The following is a 25,128-nucleotide window of genomic DNA, read 5'->3' as shown; positions in this document are numbered from 1 at the left end:
ACCTCCATCTTGTCTTTCAATCATTATACACTAGAGAGGGTGGAATGGATAGTAAGCGGTAGAATTATTAAAACAATCGTAACAAACAGGAACGGCATACCGGAATCCCAGTATGCCGTTCCTGTTCCTTTAATCCGTGTTCCTTCAACCCATGTTCCTTCAACCTTTTACTTTATTGGTATGTTTGCAGATTAACTGATTCTGTGAAATGTGTCATGGACGTGATGCATCAGTCATCGTCGCGGTCATCGTCATGGTCATCATCGCGGTCGTCATCATGGTCACCATCGCGGTCAGCATCATGGTCATCATCCCGGTCATCGTCATGGTCATCATCCCGGTCATCGTCATGGTCATCATCCCGATCGTCATCATGGTCATCATCCCGGTCATCGTCATGGTCATCATCATAATGCCCATCATGATCATCATCCCGGTCAATATCCAGCACTGCCCCGGTTACCGCGTCCAGTTCCACTTCATGTCCAACTCCCTGGATTACTACCTCTATTTCATAAACCCCGTCATCCAGTTCGTATTCCTTGAATTTCAGGCTGTCTTCCTTTAATCCAAACTGTTCCAATACAATCCTCTCAGCAGTTTCCCTGTCGATATACCCCCTATCATCCAACGAATGGGTTCCCACCACCTTGATATACGCATTGATTTCACGGTCCTTTGCAACATCACGGACTTCATCCTCTATCTCCCTCATAAACATGTCATCCGGATACCTGGAGCCTTTTTCAGCCTTTACCACCAGGCTCTTTCTGGAACCGTCTGCATTTTCACTGAACCAACCCTTTTCATCCAGGCGTCTGATCAGCCTTCCCACTGCTGTTTTACAACTTTTTCCAACATACCCGTCCTGTCCTTCCAGGAATTCCTTACCATCCCGGTCAACCCCTTTTATCTCCAGCACCGTACCATCCTTATCATAGGAAATGGATATATCCGGTCCCGCGCTCACCAGGATACGCCCCTTAATCTCTTCCTTATTGCTCGATGCTTTGTAAGACGGCGCCCCGAACGCTGTATTTCCTGCTCTGGCTGCCCCTGCTGCCAATATGGCGGCACATGCAAATACGGCTGCCCTGTTTAATCTTCTTTTTAACATATTCATTTTCCTCCTGTAATCTGTGGATGTTTTTGCTTATATACATAGATTACGGAAGCATATTTTTAAAACTGGGGTAGAGATGATTTTTTCTGAAAAATTATATTTCCCATTGGGAAACGGCATTCCCGTGGACAGCTACCACTTTTCATGATGAATCTTTGCGGTTTCCCACCGGCAGACCGATTCCTTTATCCCGGCAGGCCAGCCAAAGGCAATCACGGAAATGGGTTCCAGCTTAGGAGGGAGCGCCAATTGATGGATTAACAATTTCCGCCAATCAGAATTAGACGCCACACCACACCAGACACCTCCCAGTCCTAATCCGTGAATACTGAGCAGCATGTTTTGCGTTGCGGCCGCACAATCTGCATATAAGAACTCTTTTATTCCTTCTATATTCTTATCTCCGCAAACAATAATTGCTCCTGCGGATTCTTCCATCATCGCAGCATTGGGATTATTCCGGGCCAGGATTGATAGGACATGCCGGTCCCTTATCACGATAAAATGGTACGGGCGCTTATCTTTTGCCGTAGGAGCCTGCATGCCTGCAAAAAGGATGGCATTTACCATATCCTGGCTGACTGGTTTGGAGGTGAATTCCCGTATGCTTCGCCGTGTTTTTATGGCAGTAAGGATATCCATATCACTCGTGATATCAACCAACTTTTCAGGTTTTTCCCTGACAGCATCCATATCCTCGCAGGACATGGTAATCTCCGCTGCCATCGCCTGACCGTCAAACCCAACGGACTTCTGCACCGTCTTATCTAAAACCATGACAAATCTCCCGCCGCCGCGGGATAGTAATTTACTTCGGTATCCAATGCCATTAATCGTACCGCTTACATAAATCGTCCCCTTAGGTTTACTGAATACCGCTTTTGCATCAAACGGAATTTCAACAATGGTCAGTCTGCCTGAACCGTCCTTTTTAATCAGGGCATCGAATCGTTCCATTGCGTTCCTCCTTCCATGTATTCGCTTTTTTGCATGATGGAGCGCAAGGGCGTGTTTGAAAATTGCTTTCCGTCAGATGTACGTCCCACTTTGTGGGAGATTTGGTCCCGATGAGGAAGGCGTAGCGGGCTACGTTGACCGAATCGGGGCCAAATATGCCGCGAAGTGGGACGTGCAGATGGCGGGAATGAATTTTCAAACACGCCCTAGTCATCGTCCTCATTACTGTCCCCATCATCTTCTTCATTTTCATTTCCTCCATTCCCGTCCTCATCATCCGCAGCGCCATCTCCATCGTTTTCATGACCGATGTCATCTTTCCGGTCATCTTCCTGGCTATCTGCGTTTCCACGCCCATCGTCCCGGTCATCTCCATGCCCACGCCCATCATCCCGGTCATCTCCATCCCCACGCCCATCATCCCGGTCATCTCCATCTCCATGCCCATCGTCCCGGTCATCTCCATCCCCATGCCCATCATCCCGGTCATCTCCATCTCCATGCCCACCATCGTCCCGGTCATCTCCATCTCCACGCCCACCATCGTCCCGGTCATCCTCTTCTCCGCGCCCATCGTCCCGGTCATCTCCATCTCCACGCCCACCATCCCGGTCATCCTCTTCTCCACGCCCATCGTCCCGGTCATCTCCATCTCCGCGCCCATCGTCCCGGTCATCCTCTTCTCCGCGCCCATCATCCCGGTCATCCTCTTCTTCATCGTCATCATCCCGCTCACCTGTTCCACCGCGTCCCGCGCCCCCAGTCATCCCTTCTGCCGCCTTTGGCACAGCCGGCGCAGCTGCAGGACGGGCCGGCATGGAAGGATGATGGCCGGAAGCAGGACGGGACGCAGGACGGACCACTGGAGCATCCGGCGCAGCGGTCCGGTCATCCCCATCTGCATCCTTCATATCCCCTGCGTCATCCCCTACCTTTATCTCCACTTGCATCCTGCCTTCAAACTGTCTCCTCAGTCCGGTACCGATATCGTCTTCCCTCTTCTGTTTCCACCGTATGCTGCCCCCGTCTGCTTTCACCATCACGGTTCCACCTTCAGCCAGGTACCCCATGTCCACGGCGCGTTCAACCAGAAGCCGGGTAACATCCTCTGCATGCTTCCCTTTGTAAGACACCTGTCCAATCAGTCTGTTCCCATCCTCATTCAGCCCTTCCAGGCCCACTACCCGGTCCATGTAACTCACGGACATCAGGACATCCGGATTGATTTTCAGGTGCACGGTCCCGTAGGGAATGAAACAGGCCCCGTATCCCCCGCCTCCCAGGACGGCAAGGCAAAGACAGGCCGCAGCCACCATGGATGCAAGCCTCATCCTAAACAGCGCCGGCCTGTGCTGCTGTTCAATGACATCATCCACCTTCTGCCCCACCTCATACCCCATATTTGCCACTTTTATGATACGGCCTGCCTGATCCAGCACGATTGCGTATGCCGGATGGCATTCCATCACCAGATATGTCATACGGATGCCTCCTTTCCCCCGGATACCTGACACAGGTGCCCCCGGATAATCTCGTAACCATTTGTATATGCAAGTAAAATGGCCATCATGTAGGAACGGTGCCGTTCCAGGGTCTTTCTCGCAACTCCGGATACAGCAGTCAGTTCCGCCAGGGGCAGCCGCCTGCTTTTCACAAACCGGTCCAGAATCCCCGGATTCTCCCTGGCTGCCTGCAATGCCTTGTGGCAGGCCTGCAGTGTACGCTCCTGTTTCGGACAATTGTCCGCCACTTCGGACAGGCTCAGGCCATATTCCATAAGATTATTTGCAAATTCCTCCAATTCCTCCCTGGTAGCCTCCCGGACCGTCCATTGCTTCATCCCGTCTTCCCCGGCAGGAATCATATCAGAAAGCGTATGTTCCTCCCCATCCCCCAATGGCGCGTCATAGGAAACCGTCCCCTTATGGCGTTCCTCTTTTCTGTTATAATCAACCAGACGGTTGCGGATGGCTGCAGAAGCATAGGAAAGAAAGCTGCCTCTTCCCCGTTCATATCCCTGAACCGCCTCATAAAACGCAAACATGGCAATGCTAAGCTCATCATCCCTGCCCTCAGAAGGTACGGCATGGGTAAACCTGGCTGTCTCAGACCGTATGAAATTCATATATTGGGAAATCAGCTCATCGGCAGCCAGCGCGTCTTTCTTTGCCCTGTATACCATATGAACGATTGCATGCTCTCCTCCCATCCTGCACCTCCATTTATTATAGTATACGGATCCATATCCGTTTTTTGGGGGTAATGCGGGTAATTATGATTCCATTGTACCATATAACGAAAAGAACTGCCGCTGATAACGGCAGTCCTTTAAAAAAATCCCGGTCTCTGATTGTAACATACCACTGTTGCGCAGGCCTTCCCGGCACCGCACGGATGCCTTTCATGATTCCAGCCATTGCCGGGGCATTACAGGGTCTTACCACTCACCCTTGAATGTATCCACATTATCCCTGTTCACTTCCACCTGCCTGATTTCCGTCACAGGCTCCACCTTTTCACCGTTTAAGTATTTTACAGATGTCTCGATGGCCAGATGTCCTTCTTCCACTGCCGACATATAGGTGGTTCCGTCAATCACGCCGTCCTTGACCGCCTGGAGTCCGTCCTTACTTCCGCCAAGCCCGATTACCTTCACATCTTCCTTCATCCCGGCTTCCTTAAGGGCCTGTCCTGCGCCGGTTGCGGAGTTGTCATCCTGGCAGATGACCACGTTGAATTCCATCTTCTTCTGGATCAGGTCCTCAACAATCTTTAATGCCTGCTCCTTTTCCCAGTTGGAGGTCTGGTTATAGATGATCTCAATGTTGCTGCCTTCCAGGGCCTGCTCCAGTCCCTTCTTGCGGTTAATCTGAGGCGTGGTTCCGGGAACCCCTTCAATCAGGATTGCCTTGCCGCCGTCCCCGCCTAACAGGTTCTTTGCGATTTCGCCTGTAACGGCGCCTGTGTTGACTTCGTTCTGCCCTACATAGGATACCAGCCCTGCATATTCACCGGTTTCCTCGGATCCAATTGCATTGGTAAATGCCAGTACCGGGATATCGGATTCCTGGGCGGATTTCACAATTTTCTCACCGGAACCGGAATCCACACAGCAAAGCGCGATTAAATCAACGCCCTTGACCATGAAATCCTCTGCCTGTGCCAGCTGTTTGGATGCATCCCACTGGGCATCCGCATACTCAATGGTAACCCCGTACTCAGCCGCGGCAGCGTCCACGCCTTCCTTGGTTGCCACGAAATATCCTGTGGGACCAGGAAGCAATACCGCTATCTTATAATCCTTCTTTTCCCCTGTGGTTTCAGCCGCCTTGGCCTCTTCCCCGGAGCTTTCCCCTTCCGTCTTTGCCTCCTCTGTCTTCGGGGCCTCGGTGGCCGGCGCTGCCGTTGTCTCCGGCGCCTTGGTTGCATTGGCAGAGCCTGTACAGCCAGCCAGTCCTGCCGCCATTACACATGCCATCCCCACTGCTACTGCGCGTTTTACTGTTCTCCTCATAATCCTCACCTTTTCCTTTCAAAATACTTTTTTCTATCTTGTAGCAAGTCTCTTCTTGCTGTAAGAATCAAACCCCACTGCAACCAGGATGATCAGCCCCTTGAATATGTACTGGAAATACATGTCCACCCCCAGAAGATTGAAGCTGTTGTTAATCACGCTCATCATCAGGACACCGATTACCGTCTTAAGCGCCGAACCGGAACCTCCAGCCACCGAAGTACCGCCAATCACGACCGATGCAATGGCATCCATATCATATCCATCTCCGGCCGCAGGACTGGCCGTGCCCATCCTGCCCACCAGCACGATGCCTGCCAGGCCTGCCAGCACTGCATTGATGATGAATACCTTTATCTTGTATGCATCCACATTGATGCCGTTTAATTTACTGGCATCCGCATTGCCGCCCACCGAATACACATACCGCCCGAACCGCGTTTTGCTGAGCACGACCCAGGCCGCCAGCACGGTCAGCGCAAATATCACCACGGGAACCGGAATCCCCATCAGGTAGCCATTGCCAATGGCATCCAGCACCACAAACGTCTCCGTGATAGGGTATCCGCCTGTGAGCATGAGCATGGAGCCTTTCACAATGCTGACCATGGCCATGGTGGTTATCAGGGATGGAATCCCTATCTTGGCCACCACGAAGCCGTTCACACTGCCGATGATCCCGCACACGGCAAGCGCCAGTATCATTGCCAGGAACAGGTTCACACCTGAAGTTGCAAGCTTCATGATCACTGCCCCTGAAAGGGCTGCCACGGCTCCCACGGATATATCAAAATTCCCGGATATGATGACAAAGGTCATTCCCGCTGATATGATCCCGATGATGGAGGACTGCCTCAACAGGTTCAATATATTCTTGTGGCTTGCAAATGCCGGCGTTGCAATGGTTATCATCACACACAGGGCCAGGAAGCCGATGACCACACCATACTCTCTTAAATTTATCTTTTCCCTCATACGTTTCCCATCAGACATCTTATTCACCCCGCTAAACATTAAATATCTTATTCATGATATCCTGCACCGTCAGGTCCCGGTTCTCCATCCCACAGACAGCCGTCCCATCCCGGATTACCATAATGCGGTCAGATACCCGGATTACCTCCTCCAGGTCCGAGGAGATAAAGATGACCCCTATGCCCTGGCTGGAAAAATCCTGTATGGTACGGAATATATCTTCCTTGGCAGCAATATCAATACCTTTGGTCGGCTCGTCATAGATGATTAAATCCAGGTCCTGTCCCAGCCATTTTGATACAACAACCTTCTGCTGGTTGCCTCCGCTTAATTCCTTAACCTTCTGGGTCACGCTGCTTATCTTGATACCCAGCTTCTTAACCCCGTCCTCCGCAAAATGGATTTCCTGGTTCCGGTTCAGTAACCCATGTTTCCTGAACCTGCTGACCTGCACCGCGGTTGCATTTTTATAAATCTCCTGGTCCAGTATAAGGCCCAGGTTCTTCCTGTCCTCGGGAATGTAGCCGATTCTGTGCGCAATGGCCTGCTGGGGCGACCTGATATCCACAGCCTTACCGTTCACCAGGATTTCTCCCCCTGTCTTCCGGTCAATCCCGTAAATCAGGTTAATTATCTCGGTCCGCTTGGAACCCACCAGCCCGGCCAGCCCCACTACCTCCCCTTTGTATACCTTCATGTCCACATCCCTGACCACATTTCCCCTGGACACGCCCTTCAGTTCCAGCACTGGGACGGCAGTATAATCCGCGTAGTGGTAATCCTTGGAATCCTTAATCCGGCTGTCCGCATTGCCTGTCATCAGCTGGGTTATCTTTGCCTTGGTCAGCTCCCCTATATCATAGCTTCCCACCAGCTTCCCGTTCCTCATGATGCTGGCGCTGTCACAGACACGGAACACCTCCTCCAGGATATGGGTGATGTATATGATGCTCTTGCCCATCTCCTTCAGCCGTCCGATGATCTGGAACAGGCCCTCCTTCTCATTATTGGTCAGCGAGGTGGTGGGTTCGTCCATGATCACAAGGTCCGCATTCCAGGACACTGCCTTCATGATTTCCACCATCTGCTGCTTGGCAATGCTGAGGCGCGACACAACCGTATCCGGGTCAATATCAAAATCAAAGTCCTTGCAGATGCGTTCATATTCCCGGTACATTTCCTTTTTCTTTAAAAATCCGCCTGCCCCGGCGCTTTCCCGGCCCAGGAACATGTTCTGCACCACCGTAAGGGCCGGCACCAGGCTCAGTTCCTGGTAAATGATGCTGATTCCATGGGATTTGGAGTCATGCTCATTCTTAAACGCCACCTTGCCGCCCTTTAAGAACACCTCTCCCGAGGTCTGGCTGTGCACGCCTCCCACGATTTTAATCAATGTGGATTTACCGGCCCCATTGGCTCCCAGAAGGGCCCTCACCTCCCCCTGGATCAGGGAGAAATCAATGCCTTCCAGAACCTTAACCGGGCCGAAGCTCTTATGAATGTCTTTCATTTCCAGTATGTATTCCATATCCTGCCTCCCCCTGTCAGAACGGTCTTCCATCCGATGGTCCTGCGCCCAGATGACCGCTGACCGCCGCCAGGTTCCCATCCGTGGCGCCCATCAGATCCCATGAAAGGACATATCCTTCCATATCCACCTGCTTCAGGCCTTCCATGGTCTCCCGCAGATACTCCGGGCTGGACGGCGCTGCCTCATTGCAGTTTACCTCAATCCCGCAGTATACCGGTACGCCCAGTCCTGCCATATATGTAAGCTCCCTGGCTGTAAAATCCAGGTCAAATGCCTCTGTTCCAGTGTCATGGCACCCCAGCACCTCAAAAAAGGCTTTCCGCGCCCTGGTTCTGGCATCCACGTCCATCTGCGTCCCATTGCACCGCACGGTTTCCCGGATCAGGCAGTCCGTCTCAAAAGGCATCCCCGCCGGGGCATTGGTAATGCGGTACATCATGGGCTTGATGAAATCCGCCATGGGCGCCAGCCGCTTCATATCCTGCCCTGCAAAATACGCCAGGTACGGGGCAAATGTATCCATTCCCACCTTCATCCCCCTGTCATGGAAATAACCGGTGACCGTCTTTAAGGCCCTGGCGATATCCTCCGCCTTTTTCCTGTAAAATTTCTCCCATACAGGATGTGCGAATGTGTAATTCCCCTTATCATAGGCAGTTATGCCAAGAACCTGCTCCCCATATCCGCCGGCCCCGTCACGCACCAGCCCCATCTGGTGCTTCAGCTCATCCACATCAATCCCGCACTCCTGGTACCGCTTCATGCAGGCCGGGCAGAAGCAGCTGAACACACCGCCCAGGCCATTGGAAAATGACCCATACCGGATTTTGTCCAGGAACACCCCGTCAAAACCCAGACCGTCAAAATGCTCCTCATAAATCTGCAAAAACGATGTTATATTGCGCTGCTGGTCCGGGCAATAGAATTCAAAATTCTCCCCTTCTGTCAGGCAGTAGCTTTCCGCCTCCGTACCTGTATCGTCAACCAGCTTCCCGGTATCCGCCTTCAAAACGCCTGTCTCGGAAAACACGGGAAGCCACAGATAGCACTCGATGCCCCGCTGTCTCAGGAATCCGGTGACATGCTCATATAACTCCCGGCTGCAGGACCAGCCGATAATCACCTTGCTGACCGCAATCGTTCCAAGCAGCTGCATAAGCTTCCCGCACACCGCTTCATGGGTAACCTTATGTTCCAGATAGCCTCCAGTCGAAATCTGGACAATGATTTCCTCTTTATTCATGCCGATCCTCCCCCGAAAGCCTGCCCTGTCCCTGCAGGCCCTGCCCCAATATCCTGCGGGCCAGACGTATGCCCCCGTAAACAGGCGCATGTTTCTGAATGGAAAATGTCACATGCTCCAGCGGAATCTGCCGTGCCAGTTCCTCCTTAATCAGCTGCTGGTAAATCCTGCTTTTCAGCACACCGCCCGAAAAAACAATATTCAGTTCCATCCTGCTGTCAAATCCCATCCGCCTGTAAATGCTTCCCATGAGCCGTGCAATTACCTCCGCCCCATGCCTTAATATCCCAAGGGTCACTTCTTCCCCGCGTCCGGCTTCCTCCGTCACAAGCTCAGCCAGCCTGGCAATCTCATAATAATCCGTCACCTCAGTAACCACATAGGGCAGGCGCTCAAAACTGTCTGCCTTAAAATACTCCCTGATACAGTCAAAAAATGGTGAATATCCGCCGCAGCCGTCACAGTACAGCAACGTATGCTTAAGGGCCTCCGCCCCAATCCAGTACCCGGAACCAATGTCGCTGATATTATAGCCCCAGCCGCTGGCCCGTTTATACTCCCCATCGCTGCCAATCCCAAGTATGATGGAACCAGTCCCGGCAATCACCACCATCCCCGGCTCCATGGCCTGGGCGTAAAAGGCAAGTATGCCGTCATTGCACAGATAGCTCGTCTCCCCGTCAATCCCAAGCCCCTCAAGGACTGCGCGTATCAGGGAAAAATCATGCTCCGAATCACATCCTGAGATTCCCCACACACTGTAGCGCAGATTCCCAAGCCGTATTCCCTTCTTTTCCAGCAGCTCAAACCCTGCCTGAAAGCTTTCTCTGACCGCTTCCACTCCCACGGATTTGTAATTGCTGCATCCCACGATGACACTGTCCTTTATATGGCCCTCCATATCGCTGATGCAGAATTCCGTCTTAGTTCCTCCGCCGTCCACGGAAAGTATATAATCAGCCATTCCCTTATCCCCGTTTCCTGCTTGACAAAGAGTAGGTTGGCGTTATCTCCCGGATACACATGCCAATCAGACCGTAAATGCTCTGCTCCCTGATATCATCCAGCTTAATCAGCTTGGGAACATGCTCTTCGCCAATGCATTCCTTTAACAATTCCTCAATTCCCTTTACATCCGCCCTTGAAATCCGGCTGCACACCAGTCCCACCACCTCCGGGTTGATGACACAGATAATGCTGAGAAGCCCGTTGGCAACCGTGCGCCTTAAAAGGCTTTTAAGCTCCTTCCTGCGCGTGCCGCTGCTCTGTCTGATTTCCTCTTCCAGATGGCTCATGGTGTGTTCAAAATCCCCTTTATACCGGCTGTTCCCGTCCTGCCTCCCAGCGCCCTGGCTCACCGGCAGGTAACTCAGCTCCCCTGCAAAGTTAGTGGAACCCTTAAACAGCTCCCTGCCCAGAATCAGGCCGGAACCAATACCCTGTTCCAGGTATACCAGGGCCAGGCTGTCCACCTTATCCTTGTACTGGCCATAATACACGCCCATGGCAGCCAGGTTGATATCATTCTCCAGAAGCACCGGGGCGCCGTACTTCTCTTCCAGTACATGGGCAACATCCATGCCCTCCCAGCTAGGGATGTTAGGGATGTTGGTTACCACACCTTCCTTCACGACGCCCGGCACGCCAAGGCCTATGGCCGCAATCTCATGGCCTGTGCAAAACCCGCAAAGGACATCCAAGGCCCTGTATGTGTCCTCCATCACCTCGTCATAGGAATCCGGCCTTACGGGAAATTCCTTTCTGTATATGATATCCCCTATGCTGTTGGACACGGCGCCTATGTACATATTGCAGTCATAATGGAGTCCTATGATATAGTGCAGCTCTTCATTTATCTCAAAATACTGGGCCCTGCGCCCAACCGACGAATCCTGCACATTGCTGAGCTTTACCTTATTCTCCTTCACCAGGATATCGACGGTCTTGTTCACCGTCACCAGGCTCAGGTTGGTCAGTCTTGCAATCTCCGGCTTTGTAATGGGTCCGTTCACCTTGATGATGCCCTCTATTACATCCTTGTTCAAAAGCTTGATCATTCTGGGAGTCCCTACCATCTCAGCCATTTCCTCATCTCCTCACCGCGGAATTAATAAATAAACTTTATTAATTAAGTATGGCTATATTATATGCACAAACCAGGCATATGTCAATACTTATCCGTCAATTTATCCATTTTATTTTTTCACCAACATATCTTTTTATGCACTTTCCATATCCACCCTGTTTTTTGTCTTATCCGGTATACATACAATGATAAAAATAGTATAATAACAAAAAAGAATCAGGTGGTAAGATGAATCAAGAAAAAATGCTCTCACAGAACGCAGCCGAAACCATATTATCCATGATAACGGTTGAAAAACGGTTTTCAACCGGGGACAGGCTGTCCAATGAAACAGAACTGGCAGAAGAACTGAATATAAGCAGGACCACGTTAAGGGAAGCAATCAAAATACTTATCGCATATGGTATCCTGGAAATCCAGCGCGGAAGAGGCACCTATGTCATCAGGGACACCCTGCCCCAATCCACGGAGCTTAAATCCCTGGCAACCGTAAAGGTCAATGCCAGGGACCTCTATGAGATGCGTCTCATATTTGAGCCTGAGGCCGCTTATCTGGCTGCTGTCCGCGGCACGGACGCTGAAATCAGGCGCATCATGGGATATGGAAAGAGAATCGAGGAAGAAATACAGAACGGGCAGGACAGGACCAGCGACGAACATGCCTTCCACAAATCCATTGCCCAGGCAACCCACAATGAATTCATGAACCAGTTAATGCCGATTTTATACCAGGCCATTGCCAAAGGCGTCTGCCTGGCCTCCGGGAGCGGCAAAGCCATACAGGACACCGTCACGGACCACCGGCTGATCATGGAATTCCTGGAGCAGCGCAATGCCGAGGGCGCAAGGAATGCCATGAAGATCCATATCATGCACGCCATGAAGGAACTGGACATGGAGTGAGACGTAAGCCGATACCCCACCGATGGCCCTGTACCTGAGCCGGAAAACTGAATATCCCATGATGAAAGCCAGTATCCGTCCATCCGGCGGCACTGGCTTTTTAATGTCCGCAGCCCATTATTTCAGAAGCTGTCCGGAGTTTCATTCCTTCCCGAAGTTTCATTCCTTCCTAAAGTATCATTCCTTCCCAAAGTTTCATTTCTTTCTAGCATAGATGTGACATATAATCCTATGAAAAACAAACCCATATACATACTATGTCTTATTGACATCATATGTCTATAGGCGTATAATCAATCCATATAATAAATCATTCAAAACGGAGGTCTGCAAAGATGAGAGAATCAAAGATAAACTGGATTGACATACCAACCTGGGACAGGGCCATGCATTATCAGGTATTCCGGAACATTCCCCAGCCTCAGTACTGTGTGACATTTGAACTGGACATCACGCAGTTCCTTCCACGGATCAGGAAAAAAGGGTACTCATTTACCTTTTCCATGGTATATGCCGTTACCCTGTGTGCCAGCCAGGTGGAAGCTTTCCGGTGCCGGTTCGTGGATGGGAAGCCTGCTGTCTTTGATACAATCAACACCTCGTTCACATATCTGAATCCTGATACGGAACTGTTTAAAGTGGTGAATGTGGACATGCAGGACACCCTGCGGGAATATGTCACCCTTGCCTCCAGGACAGTCCTGGACCAGAAGGAATATTTTACCGGCCCCATGGGCAATGACATATTCCAGTTTTCCCCATTCCCATGGGTATCCTATACCCATATTTCCCACACGGACTCCGGTAACCGTGACAATGCCGTACCGCTGTTCGACTGGGGAAAATTTTATGAAAAAGGCGGCAGGATAAAACTGCCATTTTCCGTCCAGGTACACCACTCTTTTGTGGACGGCGTACATATTGGGAAAATGGCAGATCTTCTGCAGACTTATCTTAATGACTTTAACGCCGGATGACCAATCCGGAAATCAACTGATCCGGATACCAACCGGTCCAGACATCATGAAAGTGCTTCATTCAGTTCCTCAGTTCCCGGCAGCACGAACCGTCCCTGCCGGATAATATAAACCTCCTGCCCGTCCTTCCCCACGGCCTTGATGTCACCGAGTTCAGAATAAGGGATGGTAATGTCCGTATGGCAGCTGAAGTAAGCTTTTGACATATCCTCCTTGCGCAGAAGGGATATCTCGTTATCCCTGGCAATGATTTCCTTGCCATCCGGGTTATACATAGGCGAATCCTCGGCAAAGCTGTAACAGGTATCCCCCACCGCAAAGTGAGGTCCCATCTTCTCCGCAATCAGGATGGGCAGCTTATCCCCGATACCAAACTTCCGGGCCATGGCATAGGCAGCCGTGTTGGTGCCAATGGCAAATTCCCCCAGGGGCAGCCACTCATGATTGCGCATGATTACCTGCTTCACCAGCGCCCTGCCCTGGGCAGCACCGTTCTCAGCAGCATCGTTATCGGCAACATCGTTCCCAGCGGCATCGTTATCGGCAACACCGTTCCCAGCGGCACTATTCTCAGCAGCACCGTTATCGATAGCACCGTTCCCGGCGGCACCGTTCTGGGCATCCCCGCCCAGTACAGCCCCATCCGTTTCAAAATTACCGCAGGAAAACTCCGTGACCCTTCCATCCTTAAACCGCATCCTAAGGTTTTTGAACTGATAATCCTCCACATACACATTGCGCACATGCAGAAGCCCTTCTGTCCCGGTCAGGACAGGAGAGGTGAACACCTCGCCCAATGGAATATTCACATCGGAAACACAGTTCTCAAAGTTCGTTTCCCTGCCCGCGTCATTCAGGGTATGGAGCATCACCTTCATACAGGTCTCGTTATCGTCCCGTCCGGTTATGATTATATGCCCGGCCTGATCCAGGGCGTCGATGATGTGCTGCTGGATGCGCTGGTATCTGCCGTAATCCAGGGTGTTAATCCGTATGGTCTCCCGGAATATCTCCTCAAAATCCGGCCCGATATCGGGCTTTGGAAATGCAATGATGGTAAAACTGGTCTCATCCCCTGGCATATACTGGTTTACGATCTGCCTTGATTCATTGGCATAGGCAACCGTCAGTTCCTCCTGGTGTCCGTTAAGGGCCAGGGCTGTTTTCTTGTTGACAGGCGTGAACCCGGCCTCCCCAAAGGTCTCCACCAGGGCCGGTCCGGCGCACCAGGAAGCCAGCTCCTTATACTCCTCATAGGCAGTCTTCAGCACGGAAAGCCTGCGCTCCTTAAAGCCATTACCCATATACAGGGCGCTGTCATAGCGGTGGTCATAATCATACTGCCTGTTGGCCGAAGTCCCATAATAACCACGTTTTCCGCCGGCCCTGCGGTTCACGGACTCCACTGCCGCCCGGTAGGAAATCACGTCCAGGCCCATGGCACGGAAATTCTCCACTGCCTTTCGTATCATCCGCTCAAAGCCCAGCTGGTATTCCACCACCACGGTCTTTTTCCTGGACAGGTCCCGGCCCATGACCTCAAACCCTTTGCGGTAACCCTCGGTATATGTGTCCGCCATCCTGTCAATGGTTTCCTGGGGCAGGCTGTTCATAAAGGATGCCAGCTTCAGTTCAGTATCCGATATATATTCGCCGTACTGATACAGATACTCCAGGCTGCTTAAGTCACTGTCCATGATGATATCCCTGGCAAAGGACAGACCGGGGTCCAATCCCTCCCGCACCCGCCAGGAAACAGTCAGGTCCGTATAATCGCTGACAAACCAGTACAGGGCGTCCTTGACCGCCTGCTTATCAGGCGCATCCCTTCCCTCTTCCCATGCAAGGACAAACAGGTTATAAACCTCCAGGAACACCTCGTTCAGGATTGTCATGTGGGTCAGCCGCATCTCGTAGGCATACACGATATCCCCGCGGATTTCCGTATAGAGAAATGACAGCAGCTGCCCCATGCCATCTGAAAGCTCACTGACCGCATAATCGGGATTGGCATAGCTCTCCCCATAGTTTTCAGGCAGGATATCCTCATACAGGGCGTGGTTTTCCCGCTTAAGTCCTTCCAGGTCCATGTCTGTATGACCGTTCCCGGACGCGGGGCAGCCCGCCGGGTTTTGTCCTCCATCCCCGGCATTTTCCCCGGCTTCTTCCCCTCTTCTCCTGACCACTTCCCCCACCTGCATGATGAATGCAGCTGTCTTCTTAAAATAACTGCCGTAAGGCAGCCTCATCTCCTCCGTCTCCATGGCCTTAATCCGTTCCATGGACAGTTGGTAGCGTTCCCTTACGGCATCATTTTCTTCCTGTAATAAAATTCTGTAATCCATACGCATTTACTCCCATCTATCTTACAAACCCGGTGATTATGATGACAATCCATACAATCAGCAGCACCAGACTGATACTGATACCAATTTTTGCCAGTATGTAATTACGCTCCTTTTCCGTAAATGACAGCAGCCCGAACCACATTCCCATAAGGGCCGCCGCAATGCTGGCAAACCCCCATGCGCCTGTATTCAGCCCGCCCTGGCCTGCCCTGGCCACGGACAGGTACATACTGCCCGCCCCAAGGCCAAGGCTTAAGATGGCAAGCCCCAGGCAGTAATAGCTGTTCCTTGCAAAGGGATTCCTGACATAAGATACCTTATCCCCAATCTGTTTCACTTCATTAACCTCCTGCGTCTTATCCTGACCCGCGCCCACTGGACGAACCTGTACGCCAGATATCCAAGAGCCGCGCCAAGGGTATTAAGCTGCATGTCATCCACATCAAAGCTGCCTACCATGAATATGAGCTGCAGTGTCTCCAGCATCAGGCTGAAACCAAATCCCAGCATGAGCGTGTTATACCATTTCTTGCTCCTTCTGCTGATGATGGGGAGGAAAAAACCAAAGGGCATGAAAGCCGCAACATTTCCAATCATGTTAATAAGAAACAGCAGAGGCCCAATGGTACTGTAATACCGGAAATATCTGGAGATTTCCTTAAAGGGCACCAGATTATACTGGTACCCCCTGCTGGTGTCCGTCCGCCCGAAGCTCTCTGAAAAAAACATGAAATAAGCCAGAAGGCACAGGTACAGGATAAACAGCACCCAGCCCAGTTTTTGGCGTTTTGTTGTATTTTTAATCATTGGCAGCCCCGTTCGTTAAAATACAATATCTGATTTACGCTTTAAAAGCAGGGCACCGTTTATTATGGAAATGACTCCCACTGTAAGTCCTGTCACTGCAATGATGATGCCGATAACAATACATCCCGCGCCTGTGTTGCGCATTGTCTTATATATTTTCTCCATATTCATCGCCTTTCCTGTTGGTAACGTGTTGTCATGCCTGGGCGCCATACTGCTCATAGTAAGCGTCAATGGCTGCCTTTATCTGATCGTCGATGACTACTTTGCCGCCGCAGTCCCTGTTATAAAGATGCTCAACCACATCTGCCATGGATACGATGGCTGCTGTCGGGAATCCGTATAAATCCTTAATCTCGTCCAGGGCGCACTTCGTCCCCTTGCCCCGTTCCATGCGGTTCAGGGATACGATAAGGCCTTTAATCTCCACATTGCCCTGTGCCTTAAGGATTGGGAAGGTTTCCTCAATGGACTTACCGGAGGTGGTGACATCCTCGATGATCATGACCCTGTCCCCGTCCTTTACAGGGCTTCCAAGCAGGATGCCTGTGTCCCCATGGTCCTTTACTTCCTTGCGGTTGGAGCAGTAGCGGATATCCTTGCCGTATAAATCGCTGATTGCCATGGTGGTTGCAACGCTTAAGGGGATTCCCTTATAAGCCGGCCCGAAAAGCACGTCAAAATCCAGCCCAAAGTTATCATGGATTGCCTTTGCATAGTATTCGCCCAGTTTCCTTAACTGGGTTCCGGTCACATAGCTTCCTGCGTTCATGAAGAAGGGGGACTTACGCCCGCTCTTAAGTGTAAAGTCACCAAACTTAAGTACATTGCTCTCAACCATAAATTCTATAAATTCCTGCTTATAGCTCTCCATATTATCATACGCTCCTTATTATTATAGGCATTTTCGCCATTTCTATTTTTCTATTTTCCAAATCTGCCTTACTGTATCATCATAATGTCATTTTATATCAAGCCCATGGGCTTATCCGTCCATTTCCCAATTCCTTCCCCGGGAGATTTACCAGTGTCCCCTCCTTTCGACGATAATAATCGGGAAAGAACCGTCATCAGGACATTCATCCTTGATTCTATCACACCTGGTATATATTTTCAATCTTCAATCCTTATAGAATTTGATTCTGGAAAATTTGTCCCATTGCCTTTCAGTCATGGTCCGGCCCATGTCCTGGAATTGCCGGACCAAATGGACATGGCTGACCGCTTATGATAAAATATCCATAGTACCATCAGCAGCAAGGTCAATAGCAGGACTGACGGCATGGTTAACCGCATGGTCAACAGCGTGACAACACCGGCATGCTCCAAACCATATATGGAAAGGAAGGTTAAAACAAAAATGAAATGCAGATGCGGCGGTCTTTTACATATGAGCGCAGGCGACTCCATACGGGACGGGGTGTATCGTTGGCATGCCTCATACCATTGCAGTCAATGCGGTCAGGAAACGGAAGTGGATGGGACAGGGATTGGCCTTCCGCCTGAAATCCAGGACTCCATCACTACATTCGAAGGGGTATGGGAGGTGAAGGCAGGCGAAGGACACGCCGCATCTGCCAGCTATTTATTGGGTAAAATCTTAAAAGACTGCCAGCTGCCCGGCATTACCAGGGATTCTGGCAATAGCGGCATGGTCTATTACGGAACCCGTAACCAGGCATTATGGCTGAAGGATAAGATGATTCAATCCGGGATGGCTGAACAGGACCTGATCTGTCAGGAAGCCGTGTGTGAACACGTTCTTGGCCCCGAAGACATAAAGGCCTGGCTTGGCAGCCGCTATGATGCTGTCCACCATCTCACCGGGAAGGTACTCCTCACCAAATGGCCGTCCTCCAAAGCGGAGGGCCTGCTTAAGATTAAAAAGACATTCAAATTACAGGCATCTGCATCCGTATTGCTGAAGGCAGGGCTTCCATATATCATAACAGACCGCCTCATCCAATGGGATGCCCTGGAACGCATGGAGGAAACAGGCTGCCCGGAATGCCTTGAATTTGTCTGTGATACCCAGGTGGCGGATGGAAAGGGATATTTTTCTTTTAAAGAGGTCCTGATCCGGTATGCCGAAGAGGAAACAGGTATACAGCGCAATAATTTTCACAATACCGGGGAATGCCGGATTACCACTGAGGAACAGGCGCTGGAACGCGCAAAATCAGAATGCACCATCGGGTACACGGATACCCGGGTTTACCGCGACTTCACGGACCAGATGTGGCTTGTCTTATTCTTTACCGCCAGTGCCCTGGGCGGCTGCCAGGAAGTCTATATGGACAGCAGCGGGATTACAAGGTTAATCGTGTATGGTGAATGAGAAGCATGGAAGCCGTGGATGTGTTATACATCAAGTTCCACCCACAAGGCAGGGAACGAGAAATCATGTAAAATAACAGACCTGGACGCGGATTCAATCCCACGTCCAGGTCTGTTTCATATATGGACCAGATTATCTTTAGAACCAACTATCTTACCACCCTAACCAGCTACCTTACCGCCCCAATCAGCTGGCTTATATCGTCAATCCCATACCGCTCCATATAGGACCGGATTCCTTCCACTGCTTCCACCGTTGCATAAGGATTGTGGAAATTAGCTGTACCGATTGCCACTGCGCTGGCGCCTGCCAGGATGAATTCCAGGGCATCCTCCCCATTCATGATACCGCCCATACCGATAATGGGCACCTGTACTGCCTGGGCTGTCTGGTAGACCATGCGCAGGGCCACGGGCTTGATGGCAGGGCCGGAAAGCCCTCCCGTCTTATTGGCCAGGGCAAAGGCTCTTTTGTGTATATCAATCTTCATGCCGGTAAGGGTGTTGATCAGGGAAATGGCATCCGTTCCCCCGGCCTGGGCCGCCTTGGCCATGACTGTGATGTCCGTCACATTGGGGCTTAACTTCATGATGATTGGCTGCTTTGCATGTGCCTTCACCGCCTTGGTAATGGCCTCAATCGCTTTGGGGTCCTGTCCAAAGGCAATACCACCTTCCTTTACATTGGGGCAGGAGATGTTAATCTCCAGCATATCCACCGGCTCATCCCCCAGCCGCTCCACCACGTCAATGTAATCCTCCGTGGTCCTGCCGCATACATTCACGATAATCCTGGTGTCGTATTGTTTTAAGAAAGGGATGTCCCTTTTGATAAACACATCAATCCCCGGGTTCTGCAGCCCGATGGCATTAATCATCCCGCCATAAGTCTCTGCAATCCTGGGTGTGGGGTTGCCGGGCCATGGCACGTTGGCCACGCCCTTTGTCACAACAGCCCCCAGCTTGTTCAAATCCACAAATTCACTGTATTCCATGCCGGAGCCAAATGTGCCCGACGCCTCCATCACCGGATTCTTAAATTCCACACCGGCAATCTTTACACTCATATCCATCTTCCGGGCCACCTCCGTCATAGTTCAATCTCATCTGCCAGGAACACGGGACCGTCCTTGCAGATACGTTTGTTGTGCACCTGGGAATGGCCGTCCACATCCTTAGACTGGCACACACAGGCCAGGCAGGCCCCAACACCACAGGCCATCTTCTCTTCCAGGGACAGGAAACAGGGGATACCCTGTTCAGCCGCATACGCTTTCAGCGCCCGGAGCATGGGGGTGGGTCCGCAGGCATAGATGATGTCCGCTGACAGCCCCTGTTCCCTTATGGCATCCAGTACATTTCCCGCCGTGCCAGCGCTTCCGTCCTCGGTTGCCACATGGACAGGTCCAAATGCCTCAAATTCATGTTTCAGGAACATCTGGCTGTCCCTGTATCCCAGGATGGACTGAACCAGCCCGGTCCGTCCGCCGTCCTGTTCCGGCAAGCCTCCAGCCGGCTGCGCACCGGCCTGTGCCGAAGCGCTTCCAGCCAGCTGCGCACCAGCCTGTGCCAAAGCGCCTCCATCCAACCGTGCGTTGGCCTCTGCCAGCGCTTTTGCCAGTTCCAGCATAGGCGGGATACCAATGCCGCCCCCAATCAGGAACGCCTTCTTTCCAGGCTCCATGGGGAATCCATTGCCCAAAGGCCCCAGCACGTCGATGGTATCCCCTGCCTTCAGCTGTGAGAACTCCTTTGTCCCTGCTCCGGCAATGCGGTAAACCAGGCGCAGTTCCCCGGCCTCCCTGTCAATGCCGCACAGGCTGATCGGTCTTGGAAGCAGCTTTGCGCCGTCCTTTGTATAAAGGGAAACAAACTGGCCCGGCACAGCATCCTCTGCAACCTGGGGCGCCTTTATCCTCATATCAAATATATCCTCAGTCAGCTGTTCCTGTCCTGTAACCACAGCCGTCATCTTTATCTTTGCCATAGAAAATCTCCATCTTTATGTTCTTACAGCACCGGCAATGCCTGCCGGTGCTGCAGTTATTTACAGTACGCTGTTAATATCATTCACCATATCCACAACAGCCTGTCTGGATGCCCCGCCAAACTGTTCCGGACCAAACTGCTTATACTTCTCCTGCTTATAGGCGGCAATAATGCCTCTGGATGAGTTCACGATGGCGCCCAGCCCGTCCTCATTAAAGCAATGCTTTAAATCCTCCGCCGTACCGCCCTGCGCGCCATACCCCGGCACCAGGAAATACGTATGCGGCATGAGCCTGCGAAGGATCTTACTCATCTCAGGATAGGTGGCTCCAACCACGGCGCCCACGTTGCTGTATGCGCCGTCCATGGAGGATTCCCCCCACTCCATCACCTTTTCGGCCACCCACTCATATAAGGGCCTTCCGTCAATGAGACGGTCCTGGAACTCGCCGCTGCTTGGGTTGGAGGTCTTCACCAGCACGAACAGTCCCTTGTCATCACTGCTGCACACATCCACAAACGGCTTCACGCCGTCTGTCCCCAGGTATGGGTTCACGGTCAGCATGTCCACGTCAAATCCGCTGAAAACATTGCTTCCCACCTGCACCTTGCCCAGGTGTCCGGCTGCATACGCAGCAGAGGTGGAACCGATATCGCCCCTCTTGGCATCGCCAATCACGATCAGTCCCTTTTCGTGGCAGTAATCCACTGTCTTCTTATATACAATAAGACCTTCTATGCCAAACTGCTCATACATGGCAATCTGCGGCTTAACAGCCGGAATCAGGTCCCATGTATGGTCAATGATTTCCTTATTAAATTCCCAGATGGCCTCTGCGGCTCCTTTCAGGGTTTCACCGTAGGTGTCAAAGGATTTCTTCACCACATGCTCCGGCACATAGGACAGCATCGGATCAAGTCCGACACAGATGGGGGCATTGGTTTTCTTTATTTTTTCAATCAACTGGCTAATCATAGCGTCCTCCTTATGTATGGGTACTGAAAAACTCTTTCCCCATTCTAACATATAAAGTATCGTGTTTCAAGGGCGGAACGTATTTACTCTTCCTGATTTTTATTGTATGCTAATACTACCTTACAAATCAGAAAACAGCAACAGGATCAGGAGAAACCATCATGAGTGTATTCCATAAAGACAGGGAACTGGACCACATGTTTGAACTGCAGGAGAAAAACAGGGACAGCGGTCCTGACCGCACGGCGGACATGTGGGACAAGAGGATGAAAAACTGGAAACAGAACTTCTGGACAGCCAACCTAAAGGACAATGGTTCCGGCAAGTCCATGCGCAGGGTCAGGGAAACCGCCGCTTATCTGAAGCAGACAGGGGTCCTTGGACCAGACACGGATGTGATTGACATCGGCTGCGGCCCGGGACGTTTTGTCTCGGAGTTTGCCCGCACTGCCCATATGGTGGTGGGTGTGGACATTTCCCCACGTGCCATTGAATACGCCCGTCTGTTCACAAAGGAGACCGGGCAGATGAATACCAGCTTCCTTGTCAGCGATTTTTCATCCCTTGATCTTAAGGCCGCCGGTCTTAACCGTACATATGACCTTGCATTCTGCTCCCTCTCCCCCGCTGTCTCAGGCAGGGAGGGCCTCAACAGGTTCATGGGACTCACCCGCTCCTGGTGCTGTATGAACTCCATTGTATCGGGCCGTCACGGACTTCACCAGCGCATTGCCAGGGAGGTCTTTAATAAGGAGACGCTGGAGAGCTGGAACGGACAGCATTTTTACACCACCTTCAACATCCTTCTGCTGTCAGGTTATCAGCCCGTAACCAGCTATTACCAGCAGGTCAAGGAAAATGAACGCCCGGCCAGCAGGGAATTCGCAGAGATATCCGCCTCCATCATACTGCCGGAAAAGGAACGGACCAGCGATGCGATTGATAAGATATACCACTGGATGGAAATGCACGCCGACACAGAGGGCAATCTCCATGAAAGCTCCCTGTTTACCTATGGGCGGCTGCTGTGGAACATCCACCAGACCTATTGACTAAGGAAACCGATTTTAATAGAAGACAGGGGGAAAATCATGTTCAGGACAGAAACAATGACAGCAGGCCACAAAGATTATCCAAGCGTAAAAAGACTATATGAAACTGCATTTCCAGCAAAGGAACGTGTTCCTATCCGTTATCTGGAAAACGGTCACCAGGGAAACGGGGACTTCATTGCATTTTACGAGGATGATGCATTCTGCGGATTTTTCTATCTGCTGACCTTTGGGGACCTTACCAACATCCTGTTCCTGGCGGTTGAGGAATCCTTAAGGGGCCAAGGCTACGGCACCATGGCGCTTCAGGCCATCCGCAGCATGAAACCTGATAACCGCATCATCCTGGACATCGAGGCCGTGGACAGGCATGCGGACAACCACGGCCAGCGCCTGATGCGCCGGAATTTTTATCTGAAGAACGGGTACACCGGATCCGGCATCACCTACCGCTGGCGCGGCGTGACATATGAACTTCTGATTGCAGGGGGAACCATAACAGAAAAGGAGTTTAAAGAATTCTGGAAAACGCCGGACAGGCAAAGGGACTCCCTGATGGAGGGACTTTTACAGAAGCCTTATGCCGTGATTGATGTATTCCCGGCACAGGTTCCGGCTGACCGGAGCAGCGTATATCTGGAAACAGAAAGCTGGTTCCTTAAGAACGGTGAATCCAAACGTCTTGCCCGTAAATTGGCACGCATTCTGGTAAAGCTGCACTGTTACTTTGATATAGACATGCACACAGAGGGCTGGCACAGCGGCATATCCGCTGCAAGGCTGGAAAAAGCAGTGCGTCACGCCGTGAAAAACAGCAAGGGAGGACTGGGCCTGCTTCTTGCACAGGAGCAGACCTTAATCTGCCTGGAAGGCAGCTCCCTCCATATGACCGTATACCATCCAAGCAGCAGGGTACAGGAAATCCTAAAACCCCTGGCTCAGTCGGAAGGATTGTTCTGGCGGGAGACTCCCAATGATTTTTAAACGGAAACAGACCCTCAATCTATGCTTCAGCAATAAGCCTGTTTAGTTCCGGGATTTTCCAGCCCACATCTTCCGGGCAATGTGCATCCGAAACAGTGATGATTTTGATTGGAAATGCATTTTCCCTGACATCATGGATAAGCCTCAAATAATCATCCAGCCCCAGCACCCCCGCCTGTCTATGAAACCATTGATTGACATATCCGCTGTATGCGCATACGGAATCATACATAGGAACAAATTCGCGAAAACGGTAACAATGCTCAAGAAGCCATATTTCATCAAGTCCATGCTCAAGGCCCTCATCTGCAAAACGCCCTATCCATTCAAGCGTGTATCTGCCCCGTTCAATATGAATGTGGCCATCTACCATAGCGCAAACCTCCTCTGCACAAAACATAACAATATCACGGTTGTTTTTGGGATTCCATTATACCATATCCTTTGTTGATTTACCATTTTATATAAAACCCAAAATCAAACCCCAAAATCAGGCTTCACACTTTTTTAATAAAAAATTAGCACTCACCTCTTGACAGTGCTAACAATCGTGCTATAATACAGTTATGAAAAATAAAACAACTCAAACAGTTTAACAAATATTAGCAAGGATTCTCCCATCCTCTAAGGTGGTGAAATGAATTGCCAAAAACAAACTTAACGGCAGTGTCGGGCAGAGAGTAATCGGTATCCCCCACTGCCATGAGGTCAACCACGCATCTACGTAGGATGCAGTCGCACTTCGACAATATACCGAGCGTGGATTGAAACAATATATTTAAGGAGGATATGATCATGATGTTAATCCCAAGAAGAAACTATGGACTTAATTTATTTGATGAATTTTTCAATGACCCATTTTTCAGCGGTTCCACCGAAAAGGGCAGTGACAGCAAGAAGCTTCCCATCATGCGTACCGATATAATGGAAAAAGATGGAAACTACCTTATGGAGATTGAACTTCCCGGATTTAAGAAAGAAGATATCAAGGCAGAATTAAAGGACGGCTATCTCACCATTACGGCTGAATCCAATAACTCCGCTGAAAACAAGGACGAGCGTGGTACTGTTATCCATAGGGAACGCTACACCAGCTCCTGCAAGAGATCCTTCTTTGTGGGAGAACAGATCCGACAGGAGGATATCAAGGCCGGGTTTGAAAACGGCATCCTGAAGCTTCAGGTACCAAAGGACAGCCCTAAGGTGGAAGATACGCCAAAGTATATTGATATCCTGTAATATGACTTACCGTACAGCCTGTACTAAACCGTTCCACTTATTTACCACCACTCCCTTTTCATATATATCATATGTCATGCAGGATGC

At 51.0% G+C, this 25,128-nt stretch carries 26 protein-coding genes; 6 read left to right on the top strand and 20 right to left on the bottom strand.

The features are described 5' to 3' along the window. Positions 1–229 precede the first annotated feature (229 nt). The 11 genes from LK536_RS39215 to LK536_RS39165 all read right to left on the bottom strand — a co-directional run bounded on the left by LK536_RS39215 (position 230) and on the right by LK536_RS39165 (position 11,427). A complete protein-coding gene (locus tag LK536_RS39215; protein WP_227795473.1) occupies positions 230–1,117 on the bottom strand; it encodes a PepSY domain-containing protein in 888 nt (295 codons plus the stop codon). Positions 1,118–1,255: 138 nt separating this feature from the next. Beyond that, on the bottom strand, positions 1,256–2,080 hold the full coding sequence (locus LK536_RS39210) for a nitroreductase family protein (protein ID WP_025486688.1): 825 nt from the start codon (positions 2,078–2,080) through the stop codon (positions 1,256–1,258). Next, on the bottom strand, positions 2,055–2,294 hold the full coding sequence (locus tag LK536_RS39205; RefSeq protein ID WP_420361313.1) for a DUF6783 domain-containing protein: 240 nt from the start codon (positions 2,292–2,294) through the stop codon (positions 2,055–2,057). Before LK536_RS39205 ends, LK536_RS39210 begins: the two co-directional genes overlap by 26 nt. After that, positions 2,287–3,561 (bottom strand): anti-sigma-I factor RsgI family protein, encoded by a 1,275-nt coding sequence (locus tag LK536_RS39200; RefSeq protein WP_227795474.1) that lies wholly within the window; start codon positions 3,559–3,561, stop codon positions 2,287–2,289. Before LK536_RS39200 ends, LK536_RS39205 begins: the two co-directional genes overlap by 8 nt. Next, a complete protein-coding gene (locus tag LK536_RS39195; protein WP_008717522.1) occupies positions 3,558–4,289 on the bottom strand; it encodes a sigma factor in 732 nt (243 codons plus the stop codon). The genes LK536_RS39200 and LK536_RS39195 overlap by 4 nt, the downstream gene beginning before the upstream one ends. A 228-nt stretch (positions 4,290–4,517) precedes the next feature. After that, positions 4,518–5,594, bottom strand: a complete 1,077-nt coding sequence (locus LK536_RS39190) for a sugar ABC transporter substrate-binding protein (RefSeq protein ID WP_227795475.1) — start codon at positions 5,592–5,594, stop codon at positions 4,518–4,520. A 33-nt stretch (positions 5,595–5,627) separates the two neighbouring features. Continuing rightward, positions 5,628–6,569: an ABC transporter permease gene (locus LK536_RS39185; protein WP_025486682.1), complete on the bottom strand. Its 942-nt coding sequence runs from the start codon at positions 6,567–6,569 to the stop codon at positions 5,628–5,630. Between the two features lie 31 nt (positions 6,570–6,600). Beyond that, positions 6,601–8,097: a sugar ABC transporter ATP-binding protein gene (locus tag LK536_RS39180; protein WP_227795476.1), complete on the bottom strand. Its 1,497-nt coding sequence runs from the start codon at positions 8,095–8,097 to the stop codon at positions 6,601–6,603. A 16-nt stretch (positions 8,098–8,113) separates the two neighbouring features. Next, positions 8,114–9,343, bottom strand: a complete 1,230-nt coding sequence (locus tag LK536_RS39175) for a hypothetical protein (protein WP_227795477.1) — start codon at positions 9,341–9,343, stop codon at positions 8,114–8,116. Beyond that, the gene (locus LK536_RS39170) at positions 9,336–10,307 is read right to left on the bottom strand and encodes an N-acetylglucosamine kinase (RefSeq protein WP_227795478.1); all 972 of its coding nucleotides are present in this window, start codon (positions 10,305–10,307) and stop codon (positions 9,336–9,338) included. Before LK536_RS39170 ends, LK536_RS39175 begins: the two co-directional genes overlap by 8 nt. 4 nt (positions 10,308–10,311) lie before the next feature. Continuing rightward, positions 10,312–11,427 (bottom strand): ROK family transcriptional regulator, encoded by a 1,116-nt coding sequence (locus LK536_RS39165; RefSeq protein WP_008717531.1) that lies wholly within the window; start codon positions 11,425–11,427, stop codon positions 10,312–10,314. A 230-nt stretch (positions 11,428–11,657) separates the two neighbouring features. Here LK536_RS39165 and LK536_RS39160 point away from each other — a divergent pair, with 230 nt between their 5' ends. After that, positions 11,658–12,332 (top strand): FadR/GntR family transcriptional regulator, encoded by a 675-nt coding sequence (locus LK536_RS39160; protein WP_227795479.1) that lies wholly within the window; start codon positions 11,658–11,660, stop codon positions 12,330–12,332. Between the two features lie 335 nt (positions 12,333–12,667). Next, positions 12,668–13,309 (top strand): CatA-like O-acetyltransferase, encoded by a 642-nt coding sequence (locus LK536_RS39155; protein ID WP_227795480.1) that lies wholly within the window; start codon positions 12,668–12,670, stop codon positions 13,307–13,309. Positions 13,310–13,353: 44 nt separating this feature from the next. Here LK536_RS39155 and LK536_RS39150 read toward each other — a convergent pair whose 3' ends face one another. Genes LK536_RS39150 through pyrE form a run of 5 tightly spaced genes read right to left on the bottom strand, consistent with a single transcriptional unit; the run spans position 13,354 to position 17,338 of the window. Continuing rightward, complete coding sequence (locus tag LK536_RS39150; protein WP_227795481.1) at positions 13,354–15,654, bottom strand: aminopeptidase; 2,301 nt, start codon at positions 15,652–15,654, stop codon at positions 13,354–13,356. A gap of 16 nt (positions 15,655–15,670) precedes the next feature. Continuing rightward, positions 15,671–15,994: a hypothetical protein gene (locus LK536_RS39145; RefSeq protein WP_025486674.1), complete on the bottom strand. Its 324-nt coding sequence runs from the start codon at positions 15,992–15,994 to the stop codon at positions 15,671–15,673. Next, entirely contained in the window at positions 15,991–16,464 is a 474-nt protein-coding gene (locus LK536_RS39140) for a VanZ family protein (protein WP_025486673.1), read from the bottom strand. The genes LK536_RS39145 and LK536_RS39140 overlap by 4 nt, the downstream gene beginning before the upstream one ends. 15 nt (positions 16,465–16,479) lie before the next feature. After that, positions 16,480–16,629: a hypothetical protein gene (locus LK536_RS39135; RefSeq protein WP_025486672.1), complete on the bottom strand. Its 150-nt coding sequence runs from the start codon at positions 16,627–16,629 to the stop codon at positions 16,480–16,482. Between the two features lie 31 nt (positions 16,630–16,660). Further along, positions 16,661–17,338 carry an orotate phosphoribosyltransferase gene (pyrE, locus tag LK536_RS39130; RefSeq protein WP_025486671.1) on the bottom strand — a complete coding sequence of 226 codons (678 nt, stop codon included), beginning with the start codon at positions 17,336–17,338 and terminating at the stop codon, positions 16,661–16,663. A 408-nt stretch (positions 17,339–17,746) separates the two neighbouring features. Between pyrE and LK536_RS39125 the strand changes: the two genes are divergently transcribed. Then, positions 17,747–18,802 carry a hypothetical protein gene (locus LK536_RS39125; protein WP_227795482.1) on the top strand — a complete coding sequence of 352 codons (1,056 nt, stop codon included), beginning with the start codon at positions 17,747–17,749 and terminating at the stop codon, positions 18,800–18,802. Positions 18,803–18,971: 169 nt separating this feature from the next. On the opposite strand, the gene LK536_RS39120 is transcribed toward LK536_RS39125, so the two are convergent. From LK536_RS39120 to pyrF, 3 genes are read right to left on the bottom strand one after another with little or no spacing between them, the layout of a single operon-like run. After that, the gene (locus tag LK536_RS39120; RefSeq protein ID WP_227795483.1) at positions 18,972–19,874 is read right to left on the bottom strand and encodes a dihydroorotate dehydrogenase; all 903 of its coding nucleotides are present in this window, start codon (positions 19,872–19,874) and stop codon (positions 18,972–18,974) included. A gap of 17 nt (positions 19,875–19,891) precedes the next feature. After that, on the bottom strand, positions 19,892–20,788 hold the full coding sequence (locus tag LK536_RS39115; protein ID WP_227795484.1) for a dihydroorotate dehydrogenase electron transfer subunit: 897 nt from the start codon (positions 20,786–20,788) through the stop codon (positions 19,892–19,894). A gap of 60 nt (positions 20,789–20,848) precedes the next feature. Continuing rightward, positions 20,849–21,766 carry an orotidine-5'-phosphate decarboxylase gene (pyrF, locus tag LK536_RS39110; RefSeq protein ID WP_008717553.1) on the bottom strand — a complete coding sequence of 306 codons (918 nt, stop codon included), beginning with the start codon at positions 21,764–21,766 and terminating at the stop codon, positions 20,849–20,851. Between the two features lie 161 nt (positions 21,767–21,927). On the opposite strand from pyrF, the gene LK536_RS39105 reads away from it, so the two are divergent. Continuing rightward, the gene (locus LK536_RS39105) at positions 21,928–22,818 is read left to right on the top strand and encodes a class I SAM-dependent methyltransferase (RefSeq protein ID WP_227795485.1); all 891 of its coding nucleotides are present in this window, start codon (positions 21,928–21,930) and stop codon (positions 22,816–22,818) included. 39 nt (positions 22,819–22,857) lie between these two features. After that, on the top strand, positions 22,858–23,802 hold the full coding sequence (locus LK536_RS39100) for a GNAT family N-acetyltransferase (protein ID WP_227795486.1): 945 nt from the start codon (positions 22,858–22,860) through the stop codon (positions 23,800–23,802). A gap of 19 nt (positions 23,803–23,821) precedes the next feature. On the opposite strand, the gene LK536_RS39095 is transcribed toward LK536_RS39100, so the two are convergent. Further along, positions 23,822–24,175: a PHP domain-containing protein gene (locus tag LK536_RS39095; protein WP_227795487.1), complete on the bottom strand. Its 354-nt coding sequence runs from the start codon at positions 24,173–24,175 to the stop codon at positions 23,822–23,824. 425 nt (positions 24,176–24,600) lie between these two features. Between LK536_RS39095 and LK536_RS39090 the strand changes: the two genes are divergently transcribed. After that, complete coding sequence (locus LK536_RS39090) at positions 24,601–25,041, top strand: Hsp20/alpha crystallin family protein (RefSeq protein WP_474912422.1); 441 nt, start codon at positions 24,601–24,603, stop codon at positions 25,039–25,041. Positions 25,042–25,128: the final 87 nt, after the last annotated feature.

The sequence above is a fragment of the Clostridium pacaense genome (assembly GCF_020709765.2).
In the GTDB taxonomy this organism is placed as follows: domain Bacteria; phylum Bacillota; class Clostridia; order Lachnospirales; family Lachnospiraceae; genus Enterocloster; species Enterocloster hominis.
The sequence above is the reverse complement of the archived record's forward strand: the minus strand, read 5'-3'. Positions and strand labels throughout refer to the sequence as shown.